General features: G+C 69.6%; 19 protein-coding genes and 1 pseudogene. 15 read left to right on the top strand and 5 right to left on the bottom strand.

Translation table 11 applies throughout. The annotated features are described in order from the left end of the window. The 3 genes from VGZ32_RS15580 to VGZ32_RS15590 form a co-directional block, all read left to right on the top strand. Positions 1-937: glutamate synthase-related protein (locus tag VGZ32_RS15580; RefSeq protein ID WP_326886756.1), on the top strand; the 937-nt coding region annotated here is incomplete at its 5' end. 18 nt (positions 938-955) lie between these two features. Beyond that, entirely contained in the window at positions 956-1,285 is a 330-nt protein-coding gene (locus VGZ32_RS15585) for a hypothetical protein (protein WP_326886757.1), read from the top strand. Positions 1,286-1,310: 25 nt separating this feature from the next. Beyond that, complete coding sequence (locus VGZ32_RS15590; protein WP_326886758.1) at positions 1,311-2,321, top strand: TauD/TfdA family dioxygenase; 1,011 nt, start codon at positions 1,311-1,313, stop codon at positions 2,319-2,321. Positions 2,322-2,443: 122 nt separating this feature from the next. Here VGZ32_RS15590 and VGZ32_RS15595 read toward each other — a convergent pair whose 3' ends face one another. The 3 genes from VGZ32_RS15595 to VGZ32_RS15605 form a co-directional block, all read right to left on the bottom strand. Continuing rightward, the gene (locus tag VGZ32_RS15595) at positions 2,444-3,310 is read right to left on the bottom strand and encodes an MBL fold metallo-hydrolase (RefSeq protein WP_326886759.1); all 867 of its coding nucleotides are present in this window, start codon (positions 3,308-3,310) and stop codon (positions 2,444-2,446) included. 426 nt (positions 3,311-3,736) lie between these two features. Continuing rightward, positions 3,737-5,188 carry an argininosuccinate synthase gene (argG, locus tag VGZ32_RS15600; protein ID WP_326886761.1) on the bottom strand — a complete coding sequence of 484 codons (1,452 nt, stop codon included), beginning with the start codon at positions 5,186-5,188 and terminating at the stop codon, positions 3,737-3,739. Positions 5,189-5,418: 230 nt separating this feature from the next. Beyond that, positions 5,419-5,973 carry a hypothetical protein gene (locus tag VGZ32_RS15605; RefSeq protein ID WP_326886762.1) on the bottom strand — a complete coding sequence of 185 codons (555 nt, stop codon included), beginning with the start codon at positions 5,971-5,973 and terminating at the stop codon, positions 5,419-5,421. A 267-nt stretch (positions 5,974-6,240) separates the two neighbouring features. On the opposite strand from VGZ32_RS15605, the gene VGZ32_RS15610 reads away from it, so the two are divergent. The 10 genes and pseudogenes from VGZ32_RS15610 to VGZ32_RS15655 all read left to right on the top strand — a co-directional run bounded on the left by VGZ32_RS15610 (position 6,241) and on the right by VGZ32_RS15655 (position 15,674). After that, the gene (locus VGZ32_RS15610; protein WP_326886763.1) at positions 6,241-6,894 is read left to right on the top strand and encodes a hypothetical protein; all 654 of its coding nucleotides are present in this window, start codon (positions 6,241-6,243) and stop codon (positions 6,892-6,894) included. Between the two features lie 92 nt (positions 6,895-6,986). Beyond that, positions 6,987-8,180, top strand: coding sequence for a sensor histidine kinase (locus VGZ32_RS15615; protein WP_326886764.1), 1,194 nt, complete (start codon positions 6,987-6,989; stop codon positions 8,178-8,180). Next, positions 8,177-8,851 (top strand): response regulator transcription factor, encoded by a 675-nt coding sequence (locus tag VGZ32_RS15620; RefSeq protein ID WP_326886765.1) that lies wholly within the window; start codon positions 8,177-8,179, stop codon positions 8,849-8,851. Before VGZ32_RS15615 ends, VGZ32_RS15620 begins: the two co-directional genes overlap by 4 nt. Before the next feature lie 154 nt (positions 8,852-9,005). Further along, entirely contained in the window at positions 9,006-10,148 is a 1,143-nt protein-coding gene (locus VGZ32_RS15625) for a substrate-binding domain-containing protein (RefSeq protein WP_414642548.1), read from the top strand. Positions 10,149-10,537: 389 nt separating this feature from the next. Continuing rightward, on the top strand, positions 10,538-11,377 hold the full coding sequence (locus VGZ32_RS15630) for a polysaccharide lyase family 7 protein (protein ID WP_326886767.1): 840 nt from the start codon (positions 10,538-10,540) through the stop codon (positions 11,375-11,377). A 210-nt stretch (positions 11,378-11,587) separates the two neighbouring features. Continuing rightward, positions 11,588-12,940 carry an extracellular solute-binding protein gene (locus tag VGZ32_RS15635; RefSeq protein WP_326886768.1) on the top strand — a complete coding sequence of 451 codons (1,353 nt, stop codon included), beginning with the start codon at positions 11,588-11,590 and terminating at the stop codon, positions 12,938-12,940. Then, on the top strand, positions 12,937-13,887 hold the full coding sequence (locus tag VGZ32_RS15640; protein WP_326886769.1) for a sugar ABC transporter permease: 951 nt from the start codon (positions 12,937-12,939) through the stop codon (positions 13,885-13,887). The genes VGZ32_RS15635 and VGZ32_RS15640 overlap by 4 nt, the downstream gene beginning before the upstream one ends. A gap of 13 nt (positions 13,888-13,900) precedes the next feature. Beyond that, positions 13,901-14,818 (top strand): carbohydrate ABC transporter permease, encoded by a 918-nt coding sequence (locus VGZ32_RS15645; RefSeq protein WP_326886770.1) that lies wholly within the window; start codon positions 13,901-13,903, stop codon positions 14,816-14,818. An 82-nt stretch (positions 14,819-14,900) separates the two neighbouring features. After that, positions 14,901-15,076 (top strand): annotated as a pseudogene (locus VGZ32_RS15650) (hydroxyacid dehydrogenase); the annotation flags it as partial. A gap of 40 nt (positions 15,077-15,116) precedes the next feature. Continuing rightward, positions 15,117-15,674: a DUF3995 domain-containing protein gene (locus VGZ32_RS15655; RefSeq protein WP_326886772.1), complete on the top strand. Its 558-nt coding sequence runs from the start codon at positions 15,117-15,119 to the stop codon at positions 15,672-15,674. Between the two features lie 2 nt (positions 15,675-15,676). On the opposite strand, the gene VGZ32_RS15660 is transcribed toward VGZ32_RS15655, so the two are convergent. After that, the gene (locus VGZ32_RS15660; protein ID WP_326886773.1) at positions 15,677-17,638 is read right to left on the bottom strand and encodes a putative bifunctional diguanylate cyclase/phosphodiesterase; all 1,962 of its coding nucleotides are present in this window, start codon (positions 17,636-17,638) and stop codon (positions 15,677-15,679) included. 451 nt (positions 17,639-18,089) lie between these two features. Between VGZ32_RS15660 and VGZ32_RS15665 the strand changes: the two genes are divergently transcribed. After that, positions 18,090-18,926 carry an ATP-binding protein gene (locus tag VGZ32_RS15665; protein ID WP_326886774.1) on the top strand — a complete coding sequence of 279 codons (837 nt, stop codon included), beginning with the start codon at positions 18,090-18,092 and terminating at the stop codon, positions 18,924-18,926. Between the two features lie 737 nt (positions 18,927-19,663). Here VGZ32_RS15665 and VGZ32_RS15670 read toward each other — a convergent pair. After that, positions 19,664-21,310, bottom strand: coding sequence for an SGNH/GDSL hydrolase family protein (locus tag VGZ32_RS15670; RefSeq protein WP_326886776.1), 1,647 nt, complete (start codon positions 21,308-21,310; stop codon positions 19,664-19,666). 658 nt (positions 21,311-21,968) lie between these two features. Between VGZ32_RS15670 and VGZ32_RS15675 the strand changes: the two genes are divergently transcribed. After that, positions 21,969-24,983 (top strand): choice-of-anchor D domain-containing protein (locus VGZ32_RS15675; protein WP_326886777.1); only part of this gene is annotated, 3,015 nt, incomplete at its 3' end.

Consider the following 24,983-nt stretch of genomic DNA (forward strand, 5'->3'; position numbering starts at 1 on the left):
CCTCGGCGCGGCGGTGAGCGAGCAGGCGGGCCGGCTCGGCATCCCGATGGTCATCGGCGAGAACGTGGTGCCGATGCACGGCTACGGCCGGACCGGCGAGGACCCGACCAAGGGGCTGCTCGGCCGGATCCAGGCGTACGCCGACGCCGCGCCGGACGGGCTCGGCGGAGTCGTGGTGCAGCAGAGCACCGAGGACGCCGACGCCGAGGTCTGGAATCTCGTCTACAGCGATCCCTCCGCGACCGCGCTGCTGGAGACCGGGCGGCTGGCCTTCGAGCTGAAAGTGGGCCAAGGCGCGAAGCCCGGACTGGGCGGCATGACCGTCCTGTCGCGGCACGCCGCCGCAGCGGTGCGCGACCGGTACGCCGTGGACGCCGCGTTCGGGCGGGACGCCGACAGAGTGCTGCGGTGCAGCAGCCCCGGCACGTTCACCGACGAGGTGCTGCGCCAGCAGGTCCATCTCATGCGCAACAACTACCCGCGGGCCCGCACCTGGGTGAAGCTGCACCCGAGCCGGGACGTCCGGCGCGCCGCCGAGGTCGCCTGGGCGGCCGGCGCCGACGCGGTGACCGTGGACGGCGCGGAGGGTGGTACCGGCTTCGCGCCCTCGGTCTTCCTCGACAACGTCGGGCTGCCACTGGCCGAGTGCCTGAACCGGATCGGCCGGCCGGACGGGGGCTGCCTGCTGGTGTCCGGCCGGATCTGGGAGGGCGGCAGAGCACTGAAGTGCCTGGCGCTGGGCGCCTCGGCGGTCGGCCTCGGCCGGGCGGCGCTGCTGGCCGCGGACGAGAACCCGGCGGACGGGCTGGTCCGGCTGGTCGAGTGCCTCGAACTTGAGCTGCGGCTGCTGACCAGCGCGCTCGGCAAGTACCACGTCGGGGAAGCCGACGCCGAAGACCTCTGGTTCCCGGAACCGAAGTCAGTGCACGAACTTTAAACGGAAGAAGCGAGAGAAGTGATCAACTACGACGGCAGGCGGTTCCGCGCGGCGGGCGCCGGGCCCGAGGCCTCGACGGCGCTGTACCGGCAGCAGGGCGACCTGGTGTGGGCCGAGTTCCAGGGCGGCGAGGTGCGCCGCGGCTCGCTGACCGGGCTGTGCGCCGAGGACGGGACGCTCGACTTCGCCTACACCATGGTGCTCGGCACCGGCGCGGTGATCTCCGGCCGCAATGTGAGCATCCCCGAGATCCTCCCGGACGGCCGGATCAAGCTGAACGAGCGCTGGGAGCGCTACGGGCGGCACGCGGATCAGGGGACTTCCACCATCGTCGAGGTCGTCGAATGACATCACCGCGGAAAGGACGCCAGCCATGACAGCGCACGACACCCTTGTCAGGACCTTCGACCAGATCATCCTCACCGACCAGGTGCGCGACGCGTTCGGCGCCATGCTGCGGCCGATGCCGGACCCGTCCGCCGACATCGACCGGTCGCTGGCCCGGCTGCACGCGGCCTTCGGCCGGCTGCCGATCGAGCCGCTGCAGACGCTGCTCGACTTCGGCCGGCACGTGGACACCCCCGGGGTGATGCTCGTGGCGAACCTGCCGACCGACCCGGAGCTGCCGGACACCCCGGCCGACGGCGAGCCGAGCCCGCACAAGGAGACCTTCGTCGCCGAGAACGCGCTCCTGGGCCTGAGCCAGCTGCTCGGCGAGCCGGTCGGCTTCACCACCGAGAAGAAGGGCCGGCTGGTGCACGACGTGACCCCGGTCGCGGCGGGCGCCTACACCCAGACGAACCAGAGCTCGCAGGTCTTCCTCAACTTCCACAACGACATCGTGCACGACGAGGTCGGCCGTTACGACGTGTCGAACCCCGACTTCCTGGTGCTGCTCTGCCTGCGCCAGGACAAGGAGAAGCAGGCCGTCACCTACTACGCCGACGCGCGCGACGTGTGCCGCACGCTCGACCCCGACGTGCTCGAGGTGCTGCGCCGACCACTGTTCCGGCTGAACGCGCCGGGCAGCTACGTGCGCGACGTGGCAGGTGGCGCGGACGTGCTGTCCGAGCCGGTGCCGATCATCTCCGGACCGTCGCACGCTCCTGAGATCGCGGTCTCGGCGAACGGAGTGCGTGGCCTGACACCACGGGCCGACGGCGCGCTGCCGGAGCTCCAAAGCGCCTGCCGGGACGTCGCGCACCAGGTCCGGCTTGAGCCGGGCTCCGCGCTGCTGATCAACAACCGCAAGGGTCTGCACGCGCGCTCGGGCTTCACCGCCCGCCACGACGGCCAGGACCGGTGGCTCCAGCGCACCTACCTGCGCCGCAGCCTGTGGACCATCCGCTACCGCGGACAGCCCGAGGACCGCCGAGTGCACTGACGCAGTCTCGAAGGGAACAAACGCGGACCGCCCGGCGGGTGACGAAGACTCCTCACCCGCCGGGCGGTCTTTCGTGCAGAGCAGCTTGGACACGGCATGCGCCGCTGAGTTAAGGCTTTGAGTTACTCCGCGGCGAACGCTTCTCCGACCCGTTTCACCCGCACTCCCACCGGAGGGGCGAAGTGGGTGCCGAAGAGCAGGGTGCCGGTGTCGGCGCACATGCTGAACAGCTCGACCCGCGTACGGTACGCCGCCGCCGGGTCGAAGTCGGAGAAGATGCCCCACTCGGGGTGCGCCAGCTGGCTCGGGTGGTGGACGGCGTCGCCGGTGATCACGGCCCGCTCGCCGGCGGATTCGAGCAGAACGCTGACATGGCCGGGGGTGTGGCCGTGGGTCGGGTACAGCCGCAGGCCCGGCAGGATCTCGTGGTCCGGCGGCACCAGGTCGGCGAGCCCGGCCTCGACGACCGGCAGCACGGAGTCCGCAAATCCGGCGAGGTCGTCAGCGGTCTCCCGGTCCGGCAGAGTGCGCCAGTAGGAGAACTCTGGTTCGCTGAAGAGGTAGCGGGCGCGGGTGAAGTGCGGAACCCACGCGCCGTCGCGGTGGACGGTGTTCCAGCCGACGTGGTCGAAGTGGAAGTGGGTGCACACCACGGTGTCGATGTCATCCGGCTCGATGCCCGAGGTGGAGAGGCGTTGCGGGAAGTCCGTTTGCAGCTCACTCCAGGCAGGCAGCCCGGGTCGCGGCTTGCCGTTGCCGACGCAGGCATCTACCAAGACCGTCCGCCCACCGATCCGGACGACGAACCCCTGGACCGCCGCCTTCATCCGCCCGGAGGTATCGACGAAGCGCGGCGCCAACCAGGGCACCTGAGCGAGCAGCGGCGGCGTGGCCTCCGCCATGCCCGACTGAATGACAGTACCCGCGTCGGTCTCGTAGATCGGCGTGATCGTCGCCTCGCCGATGCGCCAGCCTGTCAGCTGATCCATGGCTCCGTCCTCGGCCCTTCGACGCGGTCACCGTCCGACACAGTCACCCTCCGACACAGTCAATCGCGTCAGAATACTGCCGCCGGTCCCGAGAGCCGAGAGCACGAACGCGCCGAACGAAACAGCAGCCGGACACGCTCACCAGCGTGTCCAGCCGACACATTTACACCGTCAGGCAGCTGCCACTCAGCGCTGCCGCGCCGCGCCACGGTTGCAGCGCGCCGGTCCCGAGAGCCGAGAGCCGAACGAAACAGCAGCTGGACACGCTCACCAGCGCGTCCGGTCTATACATCTACACTGTCAGGGACCTGCCACTCAGCGCGCCGCACCCGGACTGGTCGGCGCGCTGACCGCGTACGCCACGCCACAGCAGGTTGCGGCGCGCGATCCGGGCAGCGGTGCGGCGCCCGGATCGTCCGCCTCGAATCAGTCGGTGCCGGACTCCATCGCGGCGCGGTCGAGCAGTTCGTGGTCGCCTTCGGGGACGGCGCCGCGCGTGGCGATCTCGTCGGCACCGCCCTCGGTCAGCGCGCCGACCAGTCCGGGCGCGGCGGCCTGCGTCAGGCCGGCCGCAGCCGGGTACGCGCCGCCGACCAGGCCGAGCCTGGCGTACTGCTCGAGCTTGGCGCGGGAGTCGGCGATGTCGAGGTTGCGCATCGTCAGCTGGCCGATGCGGTCGACCGGCCCGAACGCGGCCTCTTCGATGCGCTCCATGGACAGCTTGTCCGGGTGGTAGCTGAACGCCGGTCCCGTGGTGTCGAGGATCGAGTAGTCCTCGCCCCGGCGCAGCCGCAGCGTCACCTCGCCGGTGATCGCCGCGCCGACCCAGCGCTGGAGCGCCTCGCGCAGCATCAGCGACTGCGGGTCCAGCCACCGGCCTTCGTAGAGCAGCCGGCCGAGCCGCCGGCCCTCGTTGTGGTAGTTCGCGACGGTGTCCTCGTTGTGGATCGCGTTGACCAGCCGCTCGTACGCCGCGTGCAGCAGCGCCATTCCCGGCGCCTCGTAGATGCCGCGGCTCTTGGCCTCGATGATCCGGTTCTCGATCTGGTCGGACATGCCGAGACCGTGCCGGCCGCCGACCGCGTTGGCCTCCTGGACCAGGTCGACCGCGGTGGCGAACCGCTTGCCGTCGATGGTCGCCGGCCGGCCCTGCTCGAACCCGATCGTCACGTCCTCGGTGTCGATCTCGACGGCCGGGTCCCAGAACCGCACGCCCATGATCGGCGCGACCAGCTCTATGCCGTTGTCGAGGTGTTCGAGCGACTTGGCCTCGTGGGTCGCGCCCCAGATGTTCGCGTCGGTGGAGTAGGCCTTCTCGGCGCTGTCGCGGTACGGCAGCGAATGGGCGACCAGCCACTCGGACATCTGCTGACGGCCGCCCAGCTCGCTGACGAAGTCGGCGTCGAGCCACGGCTTGTAGACGCGCAGGGAGGGGTTGGCGAGCAGACCGTAGCGGTAGAACCGCTCGATGTCGTTGCCCTTGTACGTGGAGCCGTCGCCCCAGATCTGCACGGCGTCCTCGAGCATGGCGCGCACCAGCAGCGTGCCGGTGACGGCCCGGCCGAGCGGCGTGGTGTTGAAGTAGGCGCGGCCGCCGGACCGGATGTGGAACGCGCCGCAGGCCAGGGCGGCGAGCCCCTCCTCGACGAGAGCGGCCTTGCAGTCGACCAGCCGGGCGACTTCCGCGCCGTACGCGGTTGCCCGCCCGGGCACCGAATCGATGTCGGACTCGTCGTATTGGCCGAGGTCCGCGGTGTAGGCGCACGGCACGGCGCCCTTCTCGCGCATCCACGCGACCGCCACGGAGGTATCGAGGCCGCCGGAGAAGGCGATCCCGACGCGTTCGCCGACAGGGAGGGAGCTCAGCACCTTGGACACGGATCAATTATATGCACAGTCATGCATGATCATGCAATCTCGTGACCCTCGGCCACAACCGCCGCTTTGCCGCGCGACAAGGCTTGATCGGCCGGCTGGCGCGACATACGGCGGCCCCTCGCCGGCCATAAGACGACCGGTCGTTTTGGACTGGCAAGCTCAGACACGCCCGCGCGCCGCACCACGTCAGTGATACGGCGCGCGGATTGCGGCTGGGCTAAGGCGGATTGTCACCGGTCGGCCGGCGCGAAGGTGTCCGGCGCGGCGGAGGCCACAGCCGTGCGGGGCAGTGCGGCGGCGCGGGCAGCCAGGCCCAGCGTGCGGGTCAGCAGCATGGCCACCGCCATGAAGATCAGGCCGTCGGTGATCGCCGCGCCGGTGACCTGGTGCGCCTGGCACCAACTGGCCAGCTGGGTCGGGAACCAGTGCGACGCTCCGTAGGAGAAGGCGGCGCGGGCCCCGATCACCACGATCCACAGCAGAGCGTAAGGCCACATCGCGCGGCTGACCGGCTTTCCGGTCCGCGGGCTGCGGTAGACCCGGGTCAGGCCGAGGGCGGCCAGGCCGCCGAGCAGTCCGGCCGCGACCCCGGCCAGTTCGACCGCGAGGCCGTTGCCGTGGGTGACCACCGGGTCGAGGAACAGCGGAATGACGCCCGCCGCGATCGCGGCCGGGCGCAGGATGCGCAGCGCGCCGATCTTGCGGTGCGCGCCGAGGTCGCTGTGCAGGGTGGCGATCAGCACGGCGCCGTTGACGATCTCGGCCTGAGTCAGTGCGGTGAACATCGTGTGCTCCTCGGGAGTGCGGGTTTCGCTGTCACCTCCCAAGGTCGTCGTTTGGGGTTTCCGGCGGATCGGACTACGGGTCGCTCCCGGTACGACGTTTCCGCGCTGGTCTGGTGCTACGCGGTACTACTTCCGGCGCCGCGAACTCATACCAGGCCTCAATCCGTGCACCGACGTGCTGATACCGCTCCTCTCCGTAGCTTCATCTCTGTCGGCACCAAGGGCCGGCCCGCCTGAGGGCGGCACCGAGCGTGGAGGGAGCACGACATGTCCGCCCTGGAGATCCTCGCCGTGATCGGCGTCATCGGATACATCATCTTTCGGCAGGTAAGGGGCGAGCCGCTGCGCGGCAAGCGCGCCGTGCTGCTGCCGGCGATCCTCACCGTCATCGGGTTCACCGACCTGCACGGCAACGGCGGCGCCCACCTCCAGCCGGCCGACGTCACCTGCATCGTCGTCGGTGCCGCAGGGTCGGCCGCGATCGGTCTCGCCTTTGGCGCGATCACCCGCCTGGAGTCACGGAACGGGTACCTGTGGGCGCAACTGCCCGTGCGCGGCCTGTGGCTTTGGGGCGCGCTGCTTGCCTGGCGCGTGATGGTGATCGTGATGGCACACGCGGTCCACGCGAACGTGGCGGCCTCGTCGGCCACGCTGCTGTTCAGTCTCGGAATCAACCGGCTGGCCCAGGCCGCCGTGATCGTGCCGCGGGCCATGGCTGCCGGCGTGCCGTTCGCCCCCGAGAAGGACGGCAAAGTATTCATGTCTGGCGCCTTTAACCGCGGCGGATTCGACCGCGGCCCCGCCAACCCCGGATCGTTCGACCGCGAAACGTTCGACCGCGGTTCCCTCGACCGGACCTGGATCGACGATGACCGGCCGACCCGGCACGACGACCGCTTCGACAGCTGGGACCGGCGGTGACAGGTCCGTCGTCAGAGTCGCCCCCGAGCCGGAGCTTTGCCGGCTCGGGGGCGGTTGCGCTCAAGCGACTCGTTGAGCGGGATACTGGCATCGTGCTGCGCGCCGCCGTCTGGCTGGTCCGCACGGCCGGACTGGTGGTCGTGGGCCTGCTGACCTTCCTCGGGCCTCCGTCGTCGCATGGCGCCCGAGCAACGCAGACCGTCGCCTTCGCGCTGGTCTGTGTCGGGGTGGCGGTTTGGGCACTCGCCGACTCGTACCCCCGCCTGCCCGTCTCCGTCGCCGGATTCGTCCTGCCCGCCGCCCTCGGCGTGACCACGACCGCCGCCGCGGTGGCGGCCGCGGCGGGCGGAGGCGGCACCTCGGTCATCGCCTTTGGCACCGTCGGCCTGGTGGCCGCAGCCGACGGGTTGACCCTGAGCGGCGCGCTGGCCGTCTTAGCGATCGGGGTGCTGGCGGTCGAGATCAGCTGCATCGCGTTCGGCCAGGGCGTTGGCGCACTGCTCGGATACCCGCTGCTGCTTGCCGTGGGGCTGCTGCTCGGGCGCAACCGCGCGGCTTATCGCATTCAGGCCGAGCAGTCCGCGGCGCTTCTCGCCCAGCACGAACGGTTGCGCACGGAGCAGCGGCGCGCCGATGTGCTCGACGAGCGGACCCGGATCGCCCGGGAGATCCACGACGTGCTCGCCCATTCGCTCGGCGCGCTCGGCATCCAGATCCAGGCCGCCCGCGCGCTGCTCACCGATCGCGGCGACGTGGCGGGCGCCCTCGACACCCTGGCCGCCGCCCAGCGCATGGCCTCGGAGGGTCTGACCGAGACGCGCCGCGCCGTGCACGCCCTGCGCACGGACACGCTGCCGCTGCACGAGGAACTCGCCCGCACCGCCGTCGAACACGGCGAGCGCTACAACGTAGCAGTACCTTGCCATACTGAGGGCACGCCGCGCCCGGTGCCGCCGGATGCCACTGTCGCCCTGGTACGCACGGCGCAGGAATCGCTGATCAACGCGGCGAAACACGCCCCCGGCCGGGACATCGGCATCCGCCTGGAGTACCTTTCCGACGGGGTGCGGCTGACCATCGCCAACGACCTGGCCGACAGTGCCCTCACATCACCCGACGCCCCCGTCGTGCACACGATAGACGGCGGCTACGGCCTTACCGGTATGCGGGAACGCCTACGCCTGTTGCGCGGCACGCTGAAGGCCGGCAGGCACGCGCAGCAGTGGGTCGTGACCGCGGATCTGCCCATGACCGCCACTCCGCCACCCGAGAAAGCCGACCGATGAACTCCGCACCCGTCGCGCCGCTGCGCATCATCGTCGCCGACGACCAGGCCAGCGTCCGCGAAGGACTGGTCCTGCTGCTGGGCGCGCTGCCGGACCTCGACGTGGTCGCGGCCGCCGCGGACGGGCAACAGGCCCTCGACCTGGCCGCGCAGCACCGGCCGGACGCGATCCTGCTCGACCTGCACATGCCGGTACTCGACGGCATCGAGACCACCCGGCGGCTCGTCGCCGAACAACCGCAGGTCGCGATCGTCGTGCTCACCACCTACCTCGACGACACGTCCGTGCTCGAAGCCCTGCGCGCCGGAGCCCGCAGCTACCTGACCAAAGACGCCGACCGCACCGACATCGCCCGGGCGCTGCACGCCGCCGCCGGGGGTCTGACCGTCTTCGACCCCCGTGTGCACGCCACCCTGATGGCCGCCGCGGAACCCCGGCCGGCCGCCGCCGCCGAGACCGCGCGCGAGGCCGCCCTTCCCGACGGCCTGACCCAGCGCGAGGCCGAGATCCTGGCCCTGATCGCGCAGGGTCTTACCAATCCCGAGATCGCCGGCCGCCTGTACCTGAGCGGCCACACGATCAAGACGCACATCAACCGGATCTTCGCGAAGACCGGATCGCGCGACCGCGCCGCCGCCATCAACTACGCCCACCGGCACCACCTCGTCTGAGCGTCCGGACCATACGGGAGCGGCAGATCGATTGGCGCTTTCTCGATCGAATAATCGAATTTCGATCAAAGCCGAGGATGCGCGCGGTACGCTTGCCTTGCGATACAACGCTTCAGGAGCGGCCCGGAACCGGGCAATGGACGAGGGAGCATACGTGCGCATGTCCGCGGAGGAGCGCCATCGCCGCATCCTGGAAGTGGTCGAGCGGCGCGGCAGCGTGCGAGTAGCCGATCTCGGCGCGGAACTGGGCGTCGCACCGGTGACCGCCCGCCGGGACGTCGAGGCGCTGGCCGCCCGGGGCCTGTTGCACCGGGTCCACGGGTCGGTCTCCTGGCCGCACCTGACGAACGGCTCTCAGGACGCCACTCCCCTGATGCGCGCGGCGGCCGCGGTGGACGGTGAAGGATCCGGGCCGGTGCTGGGCATGCTGGTCCCGTCCGCGACGTACTACTTCGCCGCGGTCATTCGGGGCGCCCAGGCTGCCGCGACCGCCGTCGGGGCCCGGCTGGCGCTCGGTATCTCGGGCTATCGGCCGCCTGAGGACGCGACCCAGATGAACCGACTGATGGACAGCGGCGTGCACGGCTTGCTGCTGACGCCGAGTTGGGAACCAGATATGCCGGTGCCTGAGCAGGCCGACCGCTATGTCGAGCTCGGCGTGCCCTGCGTGCTTGTGGAGCGCCGGGTGCCTGCGGTGGGGACGGCCGCCGGGCTGGACCGAGTCTGCTCGGATCACATGCACGGCGCGTTCTTGGCGGTGCGGCACCTGGCCGCGCTCGGACACCGGCGGATCGCGCTGGCGGCCCACATCAGCCCGACCGCGAGCCTGGTACGGGCCGGCTACCTGGCCGCGCTGCAAGCACTGGACCTGGGCGAGCCGCTGGTTCCGATCATCGACACGTATCCGCTGGAGGCCAATCCCGCCGCGATGGACCTCGCGGTCGACCGGCTGCTCGAGGCGGTGCGCGAGCACGGCGTGACCGGCGTCCTGATCCACAACGACGTGGACGCGATCATGCTCGTACAACGGTTGCTCGACCGCGGCGTACAGGTGCCCGCGGACCTCTCCGTCATCGCCTACGACGACGAGGTCGCAGCGCTCGCCGACACCCCGCTCACCGCCGTGAGCCCGCCGAAGTACGAGGTCGGCCGGGCAGCGGTCGACCTGCTCTTGCGGCGGCTCGCGGAGCGGCGGGCACCGGGCATGGCGGCGGCGGAGCACCCGCCGCGGGAGCACCTGGACCTGCTGCCGCGCCTCGTGATCCGCAAGTCCTGCCACGCCGTCGACGACCGCTGACGATTCGTGTCCGATATCGAACGATCGATATTTGATCGAATCATCGTTCGCTCTTGACTTCGATCGTCGCAGCCCCAAAGATACAGACAACCGCACCGTGCCTCTTTCGGGCATCGGCCCCCAGGTTCCCGCCCACGGTGCGCACGGCCCAACGGGCCGTTCACAAGGCGCCGCTGCGACGACGCACCACTCACCGCCTCCCATCGATCCGTACGATGAGCTGCCGCCAGAACCGCCGTCAGCGGTCTGACGACAGCCGGTCAGTGGTCTGTCGCCCGCGGCGGCGCCGGACTCCATCCCGACAGGGCGGACGCCGCGCAGCCCGGCCTGGTCCCGTCGGCGGCGAAAGCGCCGCCGACGGCGTGAGAACTCAATGAGGAGTTGACACGATGAACCACCGATGGCGACGGGCCGGGCTTTGGACCGCCTGCGCCGCCGCAGCATCGATCGTGGGGGCATACGCGGCGACGTCGGCGAATGCCGCGCCGCTGCCGGGATCGACCGCGCACGCGGCCTCCCCCGGCAAGAGCGGACGGCTGAACCCCAAGGTCGCGCCGGGCGGCAACTTCGACCTGTCCCACTGGGAACTGCAGCTGCCGACCGGCACCACCAACAACACCACGACGATCCTGCCCTCACAGCTCGAGGGGCCGCATGGATTCCAGGACAAGTACTTCTACACCGACCCCACGGACGGATCGATGACGTTCTGGGACCCGGAGAACGGCGTCACTCTCGGCTCCAACTACGCGCGCACCGAACTGCGCGAGATGGACTCGGCCGGCGCGCCGGCCGAGTGGGACGTCGTCGGCAACAACACCCTGAGCGCCACGGTCAAGGTCGACGTGGTACCCGACCACGTCACCGTGGGACAGATCCACCTCGACAACTCCGCCGGCTCGTCCAAGCCGCTGCTCGAGCTCTTCTGCTACAAGAGCGGCGAGATCGCGCTGTTCCTCGAGCAGACCCCGGCCGGCGGGAACGGGATCGCCCACCCCATCACCACCGTCAAGCTCGGCTCGCAGTGGACGTACTCGATCGACCTGAACGGCAGCCACGACATCGCCGTCACGATCAACGGCCACACCACGCACTTCACCGAGCCTTCGTCATTCGACGGTTACAAGATGTACTTCAAGGCCGGTGATTACGACCAGTCGACCGGATCCAGCAGCAAGGTCGGGGCGAGGGTGCACTTCTACGCCCTCAGCTTCTCCCACACCGCATAGCCGGACATCGCCGCCGAGTAGCGGCGGCGCATGGGGAAGACGCTCCCAAGCCGCGCCGACAGCATCCGGCTTTCAGGGGCGTGACTTCGGGAGCGCCTTCCCCTAGGTCAAACCCAGATTCCTGTCTCATTGCCGGTATATCTGCACCCTGTCCACTTCGCTCGCCATCGCCGTACTCCGTGACAGTGTGCTTCGAAGAGGAGCCTCGAAATGCCGCCTCACCCCATCGCAGCCTCGAACCGCGTTCGCCGGAGCAAGCGCACCGGCGCAGCCGCACTGGCGTGCTCGGCACTCAGCCTCGCCTTGCTCGGCGCCTGCCAGGGCGGCGGTTCCCAGACCGGCGGTTCCACCTCGAGCGGCCAGCCGGTGTCGATCACGTTCTGGGGCTGGGCACGGGGCAGCCAACAGGTCGTGGACGCGTTCAACGCCTCCCACAAAGACGTGCACGTCACGTTCGAGCAGATCCCCTCGGGCAACGCGGGCGGCTACGCGAAGATCTCCAACGCGGTGAAGGCGGGCAACGAGCCCGACGTCTTCAACATCGAATACCCGATGCTGCCCGACTTCGTGAGCCAGGGCGCCGTCCAGGACCTCACCTCCCGGATCTCCGGCCTCATGGCAAAGTTCACCGCGCAGTCGGTCGCGCTGACCACCCTCGCGGGAAAGAACTGGGCGCTGCCGCTCGACGCCGACCCGCAGGTGTTCTTCTACCGCAAGGACATCTTCACCGAGTACCGAATCCCGGTGCCCGCGACGTGGGACGCGTTCCGGTCGGCCGCGCAGCAGCTCAAGACCGCCGATCCGGCGGCACGGATCGCGACGTTCTTCTCCGACGATCCCTCCACGCTCGAGGCCATGGCCTGGCAAGCCGGCGGCACGTGGTTCGGTACCAGCGGCGACTCCTGGAAGATCGATCTGCGCGACGCCGCCACCGAAAAGGTCTCAGCGTACTGGCAAAGCCTGATCGCCGACGATCTGGTCCGCGTGCAGCCCTATTCCAGCCAGGCGTGGACTGCGTCGCTGCAGAAGAGCCAGACGGTGGGCTATCTCGGCGCCGCGTGGGGCGCCGGCGCGCTCAAGAGCGCGCTGCCCGCCGAGTCCGGCCAGTGGGCGGTCGCCCCGATTCCGAGCTGGGACGGACAGCCGGCGAGCGGCATGCTCGGCGGGTCGGTCTTCGTGGTCGGCAAGGACAGCAAGAACCTCGCCGCCGACGTCGAGTTCGCGCAATGGGCCACCACGACGACGCAGGGCATGCAGTCCCGCATCGCCTCGGGAATCTCGTCGCTGTTCCCCGCCGACCCCGCGTTGATCCCGGTGGCGAAGAGCACCTTCAACACCGGCTTCTACGGCGGGCAGGACATCTTCTCGGTGTTCTCCGCCGCGAGCGGCACCATCAGGCCGGACTGGACCTGGGGGCCCTCGATGGGCGTGACGAACACCGCCATGACGGACGCGCTCGGCAGACTGGCCGGCGGCGGCAGCGTCGACCAGGTGCTCCAGGCCGGCCAGGACGCCACGGTCGCGGACCTTCAGGCCCGCGGCATCCAGGTTGCCGCGCCGTGAAACGGCGCACCGCGGGGGAACGAGAGCGCAGGACCGCGGCTCGGCGGCGTGGGAACGCAGCCGCGGTCCTGCTTACACCGTGCTTCCTGGTGTTCGTCGCGGCCATGGTGGCGCCGATCGGGTACGCGCTGTATCTGAGCTTGTGGACCGAGCGCTCCTCAGGCCTCGGATTCGGCGGCGCCCATCAGGTCTTCGACGGCATCGGCAACTACAGCCGGGCGCTCGGCGATTCCGCGTTCCGGCACGGTTTCCTGATCACCGCCGGGTACTGCGCGCTCTACATCCCGGTGATGCTCTGCCTCGCGCTCGGCCTGGCTCTGCTGCTCGACTCCGCGCTCGCCCGGGCCCGGCGCTTCTTCCAGCTCGCGCTGTTCCTGCCGCACGCGGTTCCCGGGCTGATCGCCGCGCTGGTGTGGACGTACCTTTACACCCCCGGGATCAGCCCCGTCGTCAGCGCGCTGAACAGCGGCGGGATCCACATCGACTTCCTGTCCTCCAGCGTCATCCTGCCGTCGGTGGTGAACATCGCCGTCTGGGAGTGGACCGGCTACAACATGGTGGTCTTCTACGCCGCGCTGCAGGCTGTCCCGCGCGAAGTGATCGAGGCGGCCACGGTCGACGGCGCCTCGGGCGTGCGCACGGCACTCAGCGTCAAGGTCCCGATGATCCGGCCCGCACTGGTGTTGACCGGTCTGTTCACGGTCATCGGCTCGCTGCAGCTGTTCACCGAGCCGATGACCCTGCGGATCAGCTCGAACGCGATCGTCAGTACCTGGACGCCCAACATGTATGCCTACAGCGCCGCGTTCAACCGAGGCGACTACGGGCTCGCGGCCGCCGCGTCGGTGGTGCTGGCCGTCGTCGCCGCCGTCCTGTCCTTCGCCGTGACTCGGCTGTTCGCGCGGCGGTCCACGCAAGCGCGTCGCGCGAGAGAGCTCGCCGTATGAGGGAACTGACTGCATGACCATCACCCAGCCGTACCCCGCGCCGACGCGCACGCGCCGGGCCTCTCCCGCCGCGGCCGGTCGCCGCAGAGCCCGCAAGCCGTGGACGCTGTCGAGAGCGGTCGTCAACGGGGTGCTCGTCCTCGCGACGGCGTACACGCTGCTGCCCGTGCTGTGGCTGGTCACCGCGTCGGCGAAGAACACCGGGGACCTCACCGGCGGCCGCGGCTTCTCGCTCAGCCGCCTGCACCTGGGCGCGAATCTTCACGCTCTGGCCGCGCAGGACGGCGGCATCTACTTCCGCTGGTACCTCAACTCCCTGCTCTACGCCGGTCTCGGTGCCCTGGTATGCGCGTTCATCTGCGTCTGCGCCGGATACGCCTTCGAGACCTACGCCTTCCGGGGCAAGGAGAAACTGTTCGGGCTCGTCCTGATCGGCGTTCTGATCCCCACGACCGCACTCGCGCTGCCGCTGTATCTGCTCGCCTCGAAGGTCGGCCTAGTCGACACGTTCTGGGCGGTGTTCATCCCGACCCTAGCCAACCCGTTCGGCGTCTACCTCTCGCGGGTGTTCACCGCCGGCTACGTCCCGGGCGAGGTCCTCGAGGCGGCGCGGGTGGACGGCGCCGGAGAGCTGCGCATCTTCTGGTCGGTCGGTCTGCGCATGGTGCTGCCCGGGTTCGTCACCGTGCTGCTTTTCCAGTTCACCGCGATCTGGAACAACTTCTTCCTGCCGCTGGTGATGCTCTCCAACACCCGGCTGTTCCCGGTCAGCCTCGGCCTGTACTCGTGGAACAGCCAGACGCACACCGAGCCCTCCCTCTACCCGCTCGTGGTCACCGGATCGCTGCTCGCGATCATCCCGCTGATCATCGCCTTCGTCGCACTGCAGCGGTTCTGGCGGGCCGGGTTGACCGCCGGCAGCGTGAAATGACGGCAGCGTGAAATGGGGCAGTGAGAGATGACGGCAGCGCACCTCACCGCCGCGACCGGCCCGGCCCGGGACGCCGCGGCACGCCGATTCGCCGCTCTACGACCTGCCCAATGTCCTGCTCACCCGCACATCGCCGGGTCGCTCGGCAACGAGCTGCACCGCATGGCCGCCGCCGCGGTGGACGAAGTGGAGCGCTACGCCGCGGGTCTGCCCTTCGCCCACCCGATGTCCCGCGAGGAGCTGCGATACTCGGCATAGGCGCCGCCGGACGTCCGGCGGCACGACGACGGGGGTCGTGGTGAGCGAGCAGACCGCGGTACGGGCGGACGCGGCCGCGCCGGGGATCCCGAAGACCGCGTGGGCCGGATACGCCGCGTGCGCTTGGGGCTTGATCTTCGCGGCGATCAGCTTCTACTGGGGCAGCGGCGGGCGTCGCGGCCTCGACACCGTCGGCGGCTCGATCGAGCGGCGGGCGCTCGCCGGGGACCCGGCGATCTTTGCCGCCGTCTGGGTGACCGGCCTGCTGAAGGTGGTCGGCGCGGTCCTCGCGCTGGCGCTGGTCATGCGGTGGGGGCGGCGGCTGCCCCGGCGGCTCGTCGCGGTGCTCGGCTGGTTCGCCGCGATCGTGTCCACGGCCTACGGCGCGGTACTGGTCGCCTCGGGGGCGCTGGTGGCCGGCGGGGCGATCAAGCCGTCCACGCCGGTCGACCGGAAGCCGCTGCTGTGGCATCTGTGGGTGTGGGACATGTCGTTCCTGATCTGGGGCCTGCTGTTCCTCCTCGCGCTGTGGCGGTTCCTGCGGTCGAACCGCCGGGATCGGCCGGGAGGAGACCCGGGCGAGGGCTTCGATCGCTGAGATCAGCCTGCTGCGAGCTTCTCGAACAGCTCCCGCAGCGGGGCCGGCTTGCCGAGATAAAAGCCCTGACCGTGGTCCACGCCCAGGTCCCGCAGCGCGCGGACGAGCGGCGCGCGCTCGACGAACTCCGCGACGGTGCGCATGCCCAGCCCGTGCGCCGCGCGCACGACGGCGTCGATGAGGACCGGATCGGCGCCGGGCCGGTCGGCGTTCTTCACGAAGTCGCCGGCGATCTTCACCGTGGTGAACGGCAGGTTCTTGAGATACGCGAAGGACCCGAACCCGGCGCCGAAGTCGTCGAGGCTGAACTGGCAGCCGGCGTCGGACAGGTCGCGGGCCAGCGCGCGCACGGCGTCGACGTTGGTGATCGCCGCCGTCTCGGTCACCTCCAGCCCCAGGCGGTGCGGATCGAGGCCGGCCTCGCGCACCATCTCGACGACCTTGCGCCCGAACTCGGGAGACTCGAGCGAGCGCGCGGAGATGTTGACGTAGAAGCACAGCCCGGCGCGGACCGCGGCGGGGTCGGCCAGCGCCGCCACGGCGGTCGCCACCACCCACTGGTCGAGTTCGTGGATGAGGTCGCCGCGCTCCACGGGCGGCAGGAAGTCCGCCGGCCCGACCCGCGGAAGCTGGCCGTCGCGCAGCCGGACGAGCAGCTCGTAGCTCGTGACCGCGCCCGTGGCCAGGTCGACGATCGGCTGGGCGTCGAGCTCGAGGCGGCCGTTCTCGAGCGCCGCCCGCACCCGGGCGAGGATGTTCACGCGCTGCACAGCGTGCTGATACTGCGTCGGCATGAACAGCCGGGTCCGGTTGCGCCCGGTCCCTTTGGACTCGTAGAGCGCCAGGTCGGCGCGGGCGAGGATCTCGTCGCGGGTCTGGCCGGGCTCGAGAGGCGCCGCCCCGACGCTGATGGTGGCCCGCAGGCCCTTGGCCGCGATGGGGAGCAGCGAGGCGGCCGCGGCGTCGCACATCTGGTCGGCGAGCGCCAGCGCGTCGTCGACGCCGGCGGTCGGCAGCACCACCGCGAACTCGTCGCCGCCGAGTCTGGCGAGCGTCGCGCATTCCGGCACCAGCGGACCGAGCACCCGGGCGAGCGCCCGCAGCGCGTCGTCGCCGACCGCGTGCCCGTGCACGTCGTTGATGTCCTTGAAGTTGTCGACGTCGATCATCAGCAGCATGCCGCCAGCCCCGCCCCCGTCGACCACGGCGTCGAGCGTGGACAGCAGGCTGCGCCGATTGGGCAGCCCGGTCAGCGGATCGTGGTCGGCGAGATGCGCCAGCTCCTCCTGGACGCGCTGCATCTCGGTGATGTCGCGCGCCGTTCCCAGCACCCTGATGGGCTTTCCGGCGTCGTCGGTGAAGACCTCGCCGTAGCATTCGAACACCCGCAGGGTGGTCATGTCGCCCAGATACATGCGGTGGGTGTAGCTGAACGGCTGGCAGTCCTTCAGGGCCTTTTCGAGCGTCGTCTCGATCAAGGCGACGTCGTCGGGGTAGAGCATCGAGCGGTACGTCGGGTAGTCGAGCGGCCCATCGCCCGAGATTCCGAACATGGTCAACAGAGGGTCCGACCACTCGACCGCGCCGGTCACCAGGTCCCATTCCCACGTGCCCATCCGCGCCAGCTGCTCGACCCGGGTCAGCCTCCATCGGTGGTTGCGGTCACGTTCCCGCTCGCGGTGCCCCGCCGTGACATCGCGCGCTTCGAAGAGATACAGCGTCCTGCCGTCGTATTCGAGGCTGCGGCACTGGACCTCGAGCCAGCCCGGGGTTCCGTCCCCGCGCAGCCACTGCCGCTCGACCGCGGCGCCGCCGGGTTCGATCCCGTCGAACGGGAGGACTTCGGCGTCTGCGATGAGCGCGCGCCCCGCGGGGTTCGCCCAGACGGTCTGCCCGTCGGCGGCGCGCAGCACGAGGCCGACCGACGTTGCGTCGGTGGCCGCTCGCTCCGGCAGGATCTCCAAGCCGTCTCCAGAAAGTCAGCCGGTGGTGCGCCTGCGATGAGTACGCTGATATCAGCTAGCGGATTTCATGCCGGGCGCCCGCCGCGGTGGGCGACGGACGGTCATTAACTACTATCAGCCGCGACGTCCGGTGGCAACGCAGACCTCATAAGTCGCACGACGGCATTCGGGCTCTTCGAAGCCGGCGCGCCGCGGCCCTCGAGTCCGGCGGGGGCACGGCGCGGGTGTTGCGAACGCTTGTCGAATATGCATCGCGCCGCGGCGAATTCTCGTAGGTGACGATTCTGTCGCGGTTGCGGCACAATTCCGCTCGCCGGATGCCGAATTGCCGCCGCGACGCCCGCGCGGCACGTGATTCATGCGGTTTGCCGGGGCTTGCGCGCAAGTTCATCCCGAAGTGCAGGGTGACCCCGACTGTGATGGGAGTCCGCAATCTGATCTGATGTTCACGATGAATACGCGCCGTGCCACCGTACCTGACACGGTCGTCGCCCGGGACCAGATCGCTGCACGCCGCGGTGCCGAGCGTCTGTTCGACCGGCCGACCACCGCCGTCCAGCCGGCCGCCGTCCAGGAGGCGATCCTCGCGCAACGCGACGAGGCGCTGCGGGCCATGGCCGCGACCGTCGCCGCGCTCCGGCTGAAGCGCCCCTCGCCGGAGCAATGGGCGGTCAATGTGCTGAGACGGTACGGCCTCGATCCGGAGCCCGGCGCCGATCCCGCCGCCGTCGCCGCGGGCGTGTCGGGTCGTTGGGCGTCGGATCCCGGGTCGGCTGACGACAGTCCGGGCGGGGTCGGTCGCACGGCGGAATTCGTCGCGGAGATGCACACCCCGCGGGATGCGCGGCGGTTCGCGGCCGCGGCGCTGCGCGACTGGCAGCTGCCCGAATCAGTGCTCGCCGACACGGTGACGATCGTGTCCGAACTGGTCACGAACGCCGTGCGGCACGCCCGGTTCCCGCCGGAGGGCCCGCAGATCACGCTCGTCATCAAGCTTTCGGCCGGGGGTGACCAGCTCACCCTCGAGGTGCACGACCCGGACGCGGCGAAGCTGCCGGTCTGGAAGGCCCCGCCGCCCAGCCGGGCGGTCCAGGACCCGGCCACGCACTCCGGAGAGGCGGGTGCGGGCCTGCGGATCGTGGCGGCACTGGCCGATCGTTACGGATACACCGTCAGCGACGACGGCAAGGCGGTCTGGGCCGGAATCAGCGCGCTGCCGCGATCGCCGGATTTCGAGGAACCGCCGGCGCCCAGCGCCGTCTGGTTCGGCGCGGAATCAGATGTCTGAAATCACGAGGACGGCGCCGAGCCGGTCACCCGAATACCGCTCGGATTCGCCGCGAACGTCCCGAAATCGCCACCATCCGTGATTTCCGCTATGCCGTTGGACGCGTGAGCACCCGAGATCTCGTCGGGGTGGCCGCCCGCCGAGCAACCGGGAACGCGGTCGGCGGCCTCCGAGCGGCTGCGCCGGTGCGTCCGCGAAAACGACATCATGTGCCGGTAGGGCGGCGACGAGTTCCTCATCTCTGCCCGGGCGCGGACGCCGCCTCGGCCGCGCGCCTTCGCCACCGGATCGCCGCCGCCCTCGACCCGCCCGTCGAGCTAGCCGACGGATCGGTCACGGTGCGTTCGAGCATAGGTTCGGTGCCCGCGGCCGAAGCCGACGGCCCGGAGACCTGATCCGCCGGGCGGATGCGGCCATGTACGGCACCAAATAGGCTCAGCGATCGTGAGCGAACAGTGAGGCGCGACTGAATCGGCTCTCGCCGCGCCGACCCGCATTCCCGGATGACGCCGAACGATATATGTGAACACTCAACGAAGTGGGCGGCGCAGGCCCGTTTCGACGCCGGCGATCGGTGAATCGTAAACGACACTCGGGCGGCCCTCGGACTTAGCCGAGACGGCCGCCCTCGCGGTTCGTCACCGCGAATTCACCCTGTGCCACGACTTTCGGCGACTGGCGGCCGCGTGCGCACGCATCGGCGCACACGCGGCCCCATGGTCGCGCTCGCGATCGCGTCAGTCGTGGATGAGGTCGAACTCCTCCCACGGACCGATCGCCGTCCGGTTCGCGATCAGCGGCGAAGAGCCGGCGTTGTCCGCGGTGACGATGTCGCCGTTGGCGTGCGCGCGGAAGCTCACGCTGCCGTCCGGATTGTTGATCAGATCGAACTCCTCCCAGGGCCCGACCACCGTGCGGTTCGCGATCAGGCACGTGGACCCGCCGTTGTCGGCGGTGACGATGTCGCCGTTGGCATGGGCCCGGAAGCTCACGCTGCCGTCCGGATTGTTGATCAAGTCGAACTGCTCCCACGTCCCGATCGCGGTGCGGTTCGCGATCAGGCACGAGGCCCCGGCGTTCTCCGCGGTCACGAGGTGGCCGTTGGCATGCGCCCGCAGGCTGATGACCGACGACGCGGGAGCGGCGCCGAACAGGGCCAGGTTCACCGCGTTGGCGATCGCTTGCAGGCCGGCCTCGTTCGGGTGCAGGTGGTCACCGCTGTCGTAAGCGGGCAGGTACATCGTCGGGTTGTTCGGGTCGTGCGTCGCGGCGTCCTGGTCGACCACTCCGTCGCACCCGTTGCCGGAGCTGTGCACGAACGAGTTGAACGCCTCGCGCGCGTTCTCGCCCGACTGGTTCCAATACCCCGCGCCCTGATACGGCGTCAGCGTCGAGCAGAGGAACTTCAGGCCCGCTTGGTGCGCCTCGGAGATCAACTGCTGGACTCCGGCGATGAGCTGGCCGGCGGTCGGCTGCGGATTGGTCGACCCCAGATCGTTGATCGGATCGTCCGAGAAGATCACCCAGTTGACCCCGGGCTGGTTCACCACGTCGCGCTGGAAGCGGTTCAGCGCACTCTGGCCGGCGCCGTCGACCAGCAGCCGGTTGCCGCTGATGCCCTGGTTCAGCACGCCGACGTCGTACCCGGACTGGGCGAGCCGGACCGCGAGGTCGTTGGGCCAGCGCCGGTTGTCGTCCGGCGCGGACGCCACGCCGTCGGTGATCGAGGCGCCGAGCGTCACCACGGCGCCCTGCGACCCGGAGTTCTGCACGTCGAGGTTGGTCAGGAAGTAGTAGCTGCCGGTGGTCTGCGCGCCGGACAGGCTCGCGTTCCCGCTCACATCACCGGAGGCGACGTAGTTGGTCGCGGTGCCCTGCTGGTGGAAGGTCGCGGACCCGGTGGACTGTGGCAGGTACATGCTGATCGCGACGTCCGACAACGCCGGGACCGCGAACCCCACCGAGTCGCTGTAGGCCAGCCCGCCGGCCGGGATCGTCGTCGTGGTCTGACCGCCGAACGTCACCGTGTGATCGGTGCCGGAGGTGATCGTGGACCCGGACGAGCGCTGGGCGATGTGCACGTCCGAGATCACCAGCGGCTGACCGCCGAACACGTTCGAGATCTCGACCCGCGCGGAGTAGCCGCCGATGCTCGTGTGCACGATCTGCCGCAGCGTCTGCTGGTTGAACGAGGACCCTCCGCTCTGCGGCGACACCGACCACGTCCCGGTCCAGCCCCCGTCCGCCGCGGGGCCGCTCGCCGCACGCGCGTTCGCCCCAGGTGTATTCGCCGTGGCCCCGAACGCCTGCGCGCCGACGGCGGTGGCGAGCGCCACCCCTCCAGCCAGCGCCGCGCAGGCAGCCGTCCATATCGCTCTTCGCATCTGTTACTCCTCGAAGTCCGCCTGGTGCCGCCGGACCGCTCCGGGCAACTCAGAGCGGAGTCGTCGTCCGGGGACCCGGCACCAGGCGCTCCTCGGAGACGTTTCCGATCGCGCGACCGCAGCTGCCCAGCGACTTCGGCGCGGCGGTCTCGCCATGCCTCTATCGCCTAGACATCGGATTAATGGCTGCGGGGGTGGGTCCGCCGTGACCACCCACGGATCGTTGACGCAGCATTCTGCTCGGCACTTTATGCGTAAATACTGCTTGATGCCAGGTTCTCCGCAAGGCATGACAAATCTTTGACCATCGTCTTGCTTGACCCAAAGGCGAACAGGTCGGACGTATGACCTGCGAGTCGTCGCCAGACGTCGCCACCGTCACACGCACGGTCATGATGGATCTCGCGGGCGAAGGTGAGAATCTAACAAAGTTCTGTCCAGATATTGCGCGATGATGTCATCAACGTTACGGTCCCCTTGCGTCTTCAACCCACCCCACCACTCGACTCGGCGCCGAACCTCTTGCCACCCCCACCGCGTGCCCCGGCAAGACCTTCCCGCGCCGCGCCCGAGCGTGTCACCCGCGTCGCCGCCTCTCATCCCACCGTGCCGTGGTGCCCCCGAGAGAGACCCGACGCGCCCGCTGAAAGGACCGACGGTGTTCCAGTCAGTACGAAGTCCAAGACGCGTCGTTGCCGCCGCCGCAGGTACCGCGCTGCTGGCCGGCGGTCTCGCCGCGCTTTCCACCCAAACCGCCCTGGCTGCCGGTGCGACCGGCGGCGGGGGTGCGAGCCTGCCCTATGTGCAGGTGGAGGCCGAGAACTCGCCGAACAACGGGACGGTCATCGGCCCGAGCGTCACCCAGGGCCAGCTCGCCGACGAGGCATCCGGCCGCAAAGCCGTGACCCTCGGACAGGGCAAGAGCGTCACCTTCACCACACCGGTGACGACCAACTCGATCGACTTCCGATACAGCATCCCGGACACCTCGGACGGGTCGGTCTACACCGCGCCGCTATCCCTGTACATCAATGGCACCAAGCAAACCGACTTCACGCTGACCAACGCGTATAGCTGGTACTACGGCAGCTACCCGTTCACCAACACGCCGGGCAGCGGCAACCCGCACCACTTCTACGACGAGGTGCACCGGCTGTTCTCGACCACCTATCCGCAGGGCACGACCTTCAAGCTGCAAGTCGACTCGGAGGACACCGCGTCCTCGTACACGATCGACTTCGCCGACTTCGAGAACGTCGGCGCCCCGCTCGCGCAGCCCTCCGGCTCGGTCTCGGTGACCAGCGAGGGCGCCGACCCGAGCGGCGTGAACGACTCGACCAACGCGTTCAACTCGGCGATCAGCGCGGCCGGCGCGGGCGGCACGGTGTGGATCCCGCCGGGCACGTACAACATTCCCGGCCACGTCATGGTCAACAACGTGACGGTCGCCGGCGCGGGCATGTGGTACTCGACGGTCACGGGCACGGCTCCCGGCTTCTACGGGAACTCCGCGCCGAACCCGAGCACCAACGTGCACCTGCAGAACTTCGCCATCTTCGGCAACGTGCAGGAGCGTTGCGACAGCTGCCAGGTCAACGGCATCGGCGGCGCGATGAGCAACTCGACCGTCTCGAACATCTGGATCGAGCACGACAAGGTCGGCGCCTGGATGGACGGGCCGATGAACGGCCTGACCTTCAGCGGAATGCGCATTCGCGACACCACCGCCGACGGCGTCAACTTCCACGGCGGCGTGACCAACTCGACGGTGACCAATAGCGACGTCCGCAACACCGGCGACGACGGCTTGGCGACATGGGCCGACTCGGGCATCGGCGCGGACTCCGGAGACACCTTCTCCAACAACACCGTGTCGGACCAGCAGCTGGCCAACGGCATCGCCATCTACGGCGGCCACGACAACACCGTCTCCGGGAACCTGGTCGTGGACACCGGAATCACGCAGGGCGGCGGCATCCAGGTCGGCCAGCGCTTCAGCTCCACCCCGGTGGGCACCACCACCATCGCGAACAACACCATGATCCGCGACGGCAGCCTGGACCCGAACTGGCAGTTCGGCGTCGGCGCGCTGTGGTTCGACGGCAGCCAGGGCGCGATCACCGGCCCGATCAACGTGACCAACGCGCTGATCGAGCAGAGCCCGTACGAAGCCATCCAATGGGTTGAAGGCACGGTCAGCGGCGTCAACCTGAACAACGTGACCATCGCCGGCACCGGCACCTTCGCCCTGCAGGAGCAGACCGGCGGCACCGCAACGATGCAGAACGTCGTGGCCACCGGCGTGGCGCAGGCCAATGCGGGCAACGCGCCGAGCTACAGCTGCGAGGGCACCGCCTTCAGCATCACCGACAATGGCGGCAACTCGGGCATCTCCCCGACGCAGTGCGTCACCGACGCCCCGACTGAGGTCTTCCCGCCATACCCGAACAACGGCGTGTCCGTCTCGCCGGGCGCGCTGAACTTCGGCTCGCAGGCGACCGGCTCGACCAGCACCGCGCAGACCGTGACGGTCTCCAACCCGACCAACGCGGCGGCGTCCGTCTCGGGCATCTCGACCAGCGGCGACTTCGCGCAGACCAACAACTGCGGCTCGTCGATCGCGGCGAACGGCTCCTGCACGGTGAACGTCACCTTCAGCCCGACCGCGGCCGGTTCCCGCACGGGGTCACTGACCGTCAACGCGGGCGGCGTCACCAACACCGTCAGCCTCTCGGGCACGGGCACCGCACCCGGTCCGGTGCTGAACGCCAACCCGGCGAGCCTGGCGTTCGCCAAGACCATCGTCGGCTCCTCGGCCCCGACGCAGTCGGTGACGATCACCAACTCCGGCACGACGACGGCGACCGTCTCGGGCGTCTCGACGACCGGTGACTTCAGCCAGACCAACAACTGCTCCAGCATCGCGGTCAACGCGTCCTGCACGGTGACCGTGACCTTCACCCCGACCGTCGGCGGCACCCGTAGCGGAACCCTGACGGTGAACAGCAACGCCAACAACAGCCCGACGACCGTCTCACTGTCCGGCTCCGCCATCGACAGCTCGACCAACATCGCGCTGAGCCAGCCGATCACCGCCAGCGGCTCGCAGGGCGGCTTCCCGCCCAGCAACGCCAACGACGGCAACACCAGCAGCTACTGGGAGAGCACGAACAACGCCTTCCCGCAGTGGCTCCAGGTCGACCTCGGCCAGAGCTACAGCATCAACAAGATCGTGCTGACACTGCCGCCGTCCACGGCGTGGGGAGCCAGGACCCAGACGCTCTCGGTCCTCGGCAGCACCGACGGCAGCAACTTCAGCACCATCGTCGGCTCGGCGAACTACACCTTCGACCCGAACAACGGCAACAACACCGCGACGATCAACTTCGGCTCGGCCACGACCCGGTTCGTGCGGCTGAACTTCACCGCGAACACCGGCTGGCCGGCCGGACAGGTCTCCGAGTTCGAGGTCTTCCCCGCCGCCGGTGGTGGAGGCACCCCGACCCCATCGGTGTCGGCCAGTCCCTCGGGCCTGTCGTTCGGCAGCCAGACCGTGGGCTCCACCAGCGCCGCCCAGTCGGTCACCGTCACCAACAGCGGCAACGCCGCCGCGGCCCTGTCCCCGCTGACCATCAACGGCGACTACGCCCAAACCAACAACTGCCCCGGCACC

Origin of the sequence: Actinocrinis sp., assembly GCF_035938995.1 — a bacterium.
In the GTDB taxonomy this organism is placed as follows: Bacteria; Actinomycetota; Actinomycetes; order Streptomycetales; family Catenulisporaceae; genus DASZGI01.

Coding starts and splice junctions, on each gene's coding strand:
- VGZ32_RS15590 (WP_326886758.1), top strand. CDS start 1,311: ATGACAGCGCACGACACCCTTGTCAGGACCTTCGACCAGATCATCCTC.
- VGZ32_RS15595 (WP_326886759.1), bottom strand. CDS start 3,310: ATGGATCAGCTGACAGGCTGGCGCATCGGCGAGGCGACGATCACGCCG.
- VGZ32_RS15605 (WP_326886762.1), bottom strand. CDS start 5,973: ATGTTCACCGCACTGACTCAGGCCGAGATCGTCAACGGCGCCGTGCTG.
- VGZ32_RS15610 (WP_326886763.1), top strand. CDS start 6,241: ATGTCCGCCCTGGAGATCCTCGCCGTGATCGGCGTCATCGGATACATC.
- VGZ32_RS15620 (WP_326886765.1), top strand. CDS start 8,177: ATGAACTCCGCACCCGTCGCGCCGCTGCGCATCATCGTCGCCGACGAC.
- VGZ32_RS15630 (WP_326886767.1), top strand. CDS start 10,538: ATGAACCACCGATGGCGACGGGCCGGGCTTTGGACCGCCTGCGCCGCC.
- VGZ32_RS15635 (WP_326886768.1), top strand. CDS start 11,588: ATGCCGCCTCACCCCATCGCAGCCTCGAACCGCGTTCGCCGGAGCAAG.
- VGZ32_RS15645 (WP_326886770.1), top strand. CDS start 13,901: ATGACCATCACCCAGCCGTACCCCGCGCCGACGCGCACGCGCCGGGCC.
- VGZ32_RS15665 (WP_326886774.1), top strand. CDS start 18,090: ATGAATACGCGCCGTGCCACCGTACCTGACACGGTCGTCGCCCGGGAC.
- VGZ32_RS15670 (WP_326886776.1), bottom strand. CDS start 21,310: ATGCGAAGAGCGATATGGACGGCTGCCTGCGCGGCGCTGGCTGGAGGG.